We start from the raw sequence: 4,327 nt of genomic DNA on the forward strand, positions 1-4,327 counted from the left end.
CTTAAATTGAAATTTTTTTCTTCTAGTTTCAATTATACTACCGTCTATTTTACTTACAGAAATATCTATAAATCCTGAACCAAAATTTATTCCAATAACCTTTTTATATTCTGGATTAATTTTCAAAATTTTTCTTGGTCTTCCACCTTTTGATGATAAAGTATCATCTTCTAAAACTAAATTTTCTTCAATTAACTTTTTCATAGTTTTAGAAATACCAGCAGGAGATATATTTAATTCAAGGGACAAATCCATTCTTGTTACACAATGATTTTTAGATATTAATTCTAAAATCTCATATTCTGTATCATTTAGTTTTTTCATTATTCCCCCTTTCCCATATTATAATGTGTTTTTTTTAGTTTGCTTTTATTTTTTTAATAATTAACACAATCTTTTTTAACTGTGTTAAATATATGAGGTTATAAATTAAGTAAATTCAATTTTTTTAAACAAAAAACTTTTTTTACTAGTTTTTTAATATTCCTTATTACCACTACGTCTTATTAAATACTTTAATCTACTAGATACCATTTTAATACCAACCTCATTATCTTTTCCACGAGGAATAATAACATCAGCATATCTTTTTGATGGTTCTACAAATTCAAGGTGCATAGGTTTTACTGTTCTAATATATTGTTCCTTTATATTATCAAAACTTCTACCTCTTTCTTGTATATCTCTTTCCATTCTTCTTAATAATCTAATATCATCATCAGTATCAACAAAAATTTTCATATCTAAAATATTTCTAATTTTTTCTATTGCTAAAATTAAAATACCCTCTACTATAATTATAGATTTAGGGTCTATTCTTTCAGTTTCTTTAGTTCTATTATGTTCAGAAAAGTTATATATTGGTTTATCTATACTTTCATTTCTACTCAACATTAAAATATGTTCTTCTAATAAATCAAAATCAATAGAATTTGGATGATCATAATTTAATTTAACTCTTTCTGAAAAAGATAAATGATCATTTTTCTTGTAATATGAATCTTGCTCTAGCAATACAACATCATTGCCATTTTTCATTAAATCTTCTAAAACTGCATTTGCAACTGATGTTTTCCCACTTCCTGTACCACCTGATATTCCTATAATTATCGGTTTTTGCATGTTTTTCCTCCTTATAATAAAAAAACTTGATATTCTCAAGCTTTTTAACCTTTAATCACTATATTATACCTAATAATTTAATTACTTCTATAGTATCTTTGGTTGATATTAATTTTTCCAAAATTTCTTCTTCATATGAAAGTTTTGAAATTTTTTGTAATAAGTCCAAATGTTCTTTTTTTGTATTTTCAGGTGCAGCTATCATAAAAAATAGTTTAGATGATTCTTCATCAAAAGAATCAAAGTCTTTACCCTCAGGAACAATAGCAAGTGCTAACGCCAACTTATTTATCGCAGGAGATTTTGCATGTGGAATTGCAATACCATCTTGCATACCAGTAGAAGTTAAATTTTCTCTTTCAATCAAATCTTCAATAAAAGTATCAAACATTCCCTCTTTAACAACATCATTAGATTTTAAAAATAGCTGTGCCATTTCTTTTATTATATCTTCTTTTGTTTCAGATTTTAATTCAAAAACTATTCTATCTTTAGTTAAAAAATCAACTATTCTCATTTAATCATACCTCTTTATTTTTTTTAATATATCTAATAATACTTCTTCTATACTCATTTCACTTAAATTATATGTCACATAGCTTTCATCTTTTTTAAACCAAGTTAATTGCCTTTTAGCATAATTCCTACTCTTTTGCTTTAATAAAGATATGCTCTCTTCTAAACTCATTTCTCCAGAAAAGTATAAAAAAAGCTCTTTATACCCTATAGCCTTACTATTTGGATATTTTTCATATATTTTTTTAGCCTCATCAAGTAAACCATTTTTTATCATAATATCTATTCTTTTATCAATAATATCATATAGTTCTTCTCTATTCCTTGTTAAAAAAACTTTCAAAAAATTATAGTTATTACCTTTTACATTATTACTTGTAATCTCACTAACTTTTTTTCCTGTAAGCATACAAACTTCAACTGCTCTAACCAGTCTTGGTTTATTATCCTTATCTATTTTATCATACATTTCTATATCAAGTTTTTTTAAAATTGAGGCTAATTCAACTATACTTTTTTCTTCTAATTCTCTTCTTAAAGTATTTTCTTTTTCTGGCAATTCAGAAAAACCATCAGTTACAGATTTTAAATATAGTCCTGTGCCACCTACTAAGATATAGTTTTTATTATTTTCATTTAATATCTTATTTACTGCTTTTTCATATTCTCCAACAGAATAATCTTCATCAGGATTTACTATATCCAACATATGGTGTATAACTCCATCTTTTTCATCTTCTGTAATTTTAGCCGTACCTATATTCATTTCTCTATAAATTTGCATGGAATCAGCTGATATAATCTCAGCATTTATTTTTTTTGCAAGCATAATAGAAAGTTTTGTCTTACCTACACCTGTAGGACCTGCAATTACAACAGCTCTACTTGACATAAGAAAATTCATATCCTGCAATAATAATTGTATCTCCCTCTACTACTCCATGCTTTTCAAGTACTTTTTCCATACCTAATTTTCTCATAATTTGTAAAAATTGTATTATTCCGTCTTCACCTAACAGAACATATTTTCTTAGTACATTATCAACAATTTGACCTTTAAGTTCGTAAATGTCTTCATCTAGTCTTTCAACTATCCAATCATCTTGTTTCTTAATTAAATCTGGTAATATTGAATTTAAATCTGGTTCTTCTTCTATTATTTCACGTTCTGTTGTTTTTACTAAATTCCAAACACGAGAAAGTAATTCTTTTAAATTTTCTCCAGTAATAATTGAACCAAAAATTATATTTTCTTCTTTAATACCATATTTAATTAATTTATTTTTAAATTCTTTAATTTTATCTTCTTTATCATCAAAAACCATGTCTAATTTATTTGCAAAAACTATCTGTTCTTTTTTAGATAGTCTTTCTGAAAATTTAAATAATTCATTATTAATCTTCTCAAAATCTTCTATAGGCTCTCTACCCTCTATACCTGAAAAATCAACAATATGAACTATAGTTTTACATCTTTGTATATGCTTTAAAAATCTATCTCCTAGTCCTATCCCCTCATGGGCTCCTTCAATTAATCCAGGTATATCAGCTATAACAAAGCTTTCCTCATCACTCATTCTTACAACACCAAGTTTTGGTTTTAAGGTCGTGAAGTGATACTCTGCAACTTTTGAATTTGCAGATGATACCTTATTTATGAAACTTGACTTACCTACACTTGGATATCCTACTAAAGCAACATCAGCTAGAAGTTTTAATTCTAACTTAACTTTAATTTCCATTCCTTCTCTTCCAGATTCAGCTATCTTAGGTGCTTTTCTTATAGATGATTTAAAATGGATATTTCCACGTCCACCATCTCCACCTTTTAATAATACTATTTCTTCATTTGGAATGTCTAAATCTACTAATAGTCTATCTGTTTCATAATCTCTTATCATAGTTCCAACTGGAACTTTAATAATACAATTTTTACCAGAAGCTCCTTTACATCTAGCTCCTGAACCTTTTTGTCCATCTTCTGCTTCAAACATTTTCACAGTTTTAAAATCTACTAAAGTATTGATGTTTGGATCAGCGATAAATATTACATCTCCACCTTTTCCACCATCTCCACCATCAGGCCCTCCAAATTGAACAAATTTTTCACGACGAAAAGTGGCGGCACCATCTCCACCCTTACCAGATTTTATTGTTATTATACTTTCATCTATAAACATTTATTCTATTTCTTCTCCATTCTTAATCAAATCATCTACTTCTACACCCTCAGGTACTGAAATAAATACTTTTCCAGAAACAAAAACTGTTTTACCAGACATAGCATGTGTCGCCCCACTTATTATATCTAACATTCTTTGTCCCTCTTCTCTAGTTAAATCTTCTATATTAAAAGCAACAATAGTTTTATTTCTAACTATATTAACAAATTTTGAAGCTTCATTCATATTTTTAGGTTTAACAGCTATAAATTTCATATTTATTTCCTCTTTTTTTATTTTTTTATTTTCTTTTTTAAATAGTGTAATTCCATTATTTTCATTTTGTATATCTACTGTTTCTTGTTCGTTTTCATATTCTTCTAAATCATCGCTACCAAATAAACTTCTCCAGATACTCATATCTACCTCCATATTATTATTTCTTATTCATTTAATTATACTACTATTTTACTAGTTTGTAAAGACAAACATATGCTTGATTTTATACACCTAAATTCCAAAAGTAA

General features: G+C 26.8%; 6 protein-coding genes. All 6 read right to left on the minus strand.

Features of this window, described 5'->3' with window-relative positions; genetic code table 11:
* Positions 1–324 (minus strand): MarR family transcriptional regulator (locus BT993_RS06605; protein ID WP_143604306.1); only part of this gene is annotated, 324 nt, incomplete at its 3' end.
* 153 nt (positions 325–477) lie between these two features.
* Positions 478–1,122, minus strand: a complete 645-nt coding sequence (gene udk / locus BT993_RS06610) for a uridine kinase (protein WP_072593781.1) — start codon at positions 1,120–1,122, stop codon at positions 478–480.
* Positions 1,123–1,180: 58 nt separating this feature from the next.
* Positions 1,181–1,639, minus strand: coding sequence for a PTS sugar transporter subunit IIA (locus tag BT993_RS06615; RefSeq protein ID WP_072593782.1), 459 nt, complete (start codon positions 1,637–1,639; stop codon positions 1,181–1,183).
* The gene (gene miaA / locus BT993_RS06620) at positions 1,640–2,542 is read right to left on the minus strand and encodes a tRNA (adenosine(37)-N6)-dimethylallyltransferase MiaA (protein ID WP_244147565.1); all 903 of its coding nucleotides are present in this window, start codon (positions 2,540–2,542) and stop codon (positions 1,640–1,642) included. It lies immediately after the preceding gene.
* On the minus strand, positions 2,520–3,818 hold the full coding sequence (obgE, locus tag BT993_RS06625) for a GTPase ObgE (RefSeq protein ID WP_072593783.1): 1,299 nt from the start codon (positions 3,816–3,818) through the stop codon (positions 2,520–2,522). The genes miaA and obgE overlap by 23 nt, the downstream gene beginning before the upstream one ends.
* Positions 3,819–4,220 (minus strand): cell division protein SepF, encoded by a 402-nt coding sequence (locus BT993_RS06630; protein WP_072593784.1) that lies wholly within the window; start codon positions 4,218–4,220, stop codon positions 3,819–3,821.
* Positions 4,221–4,327: the final 107 nt, after the last annotated feature.

Origin of the sequence: Streptobacillus ratti (assembly GCF_001891165.1) — a bacterium.
Taxonomy (GTDB): domain Bacteria; phylum Fusobacteriota; class Fusobacteriia; order Fusobacteriales; family Leptotrichiaceae; genus Streptobacillus; species Streptobacillus ratti.

What these genes read in the sequence shown, in the direction of transcription:
- udk (WP_072593781.1), bottom strand. Translation starts at nt 1,122, where the DNA reads ATGCAAAAACCGATAATTATAGGAATATCAGGTGGTACAGGAAGTGGG.
- BT993_RS06615 (WP_072593782.1), bottom strand. Translation starts at nt 1,639, where the DNA reads ATGAGAATAGTTGATTTTTTAACTAAAGATAGAATAGTTTTTGAATTA.
- miaA (WP_244147565.1), bottom strand. Translation starts at nt 2,542, where the DNA reads ATGAATTTTCTTATGTCAAGTAGAGCTGTTGTAATTGCAGGTCCTACA.
- obgE (WP_072593783.1), bottom strand. Translation starts at nt 3,818, where the DNA reads ATGTTTATAGATGAAAGTATAATAACAATAAAATCTGGTAAGGGTGGA.
- BT993_RS06630 (WP_072593784.1), bottom strand. Translation starts at nt 4,220, where the DNA reads ATGAGTATCTGGAGAAGTTTATTTGGTAGCGATGATTTAGAAGAATAT.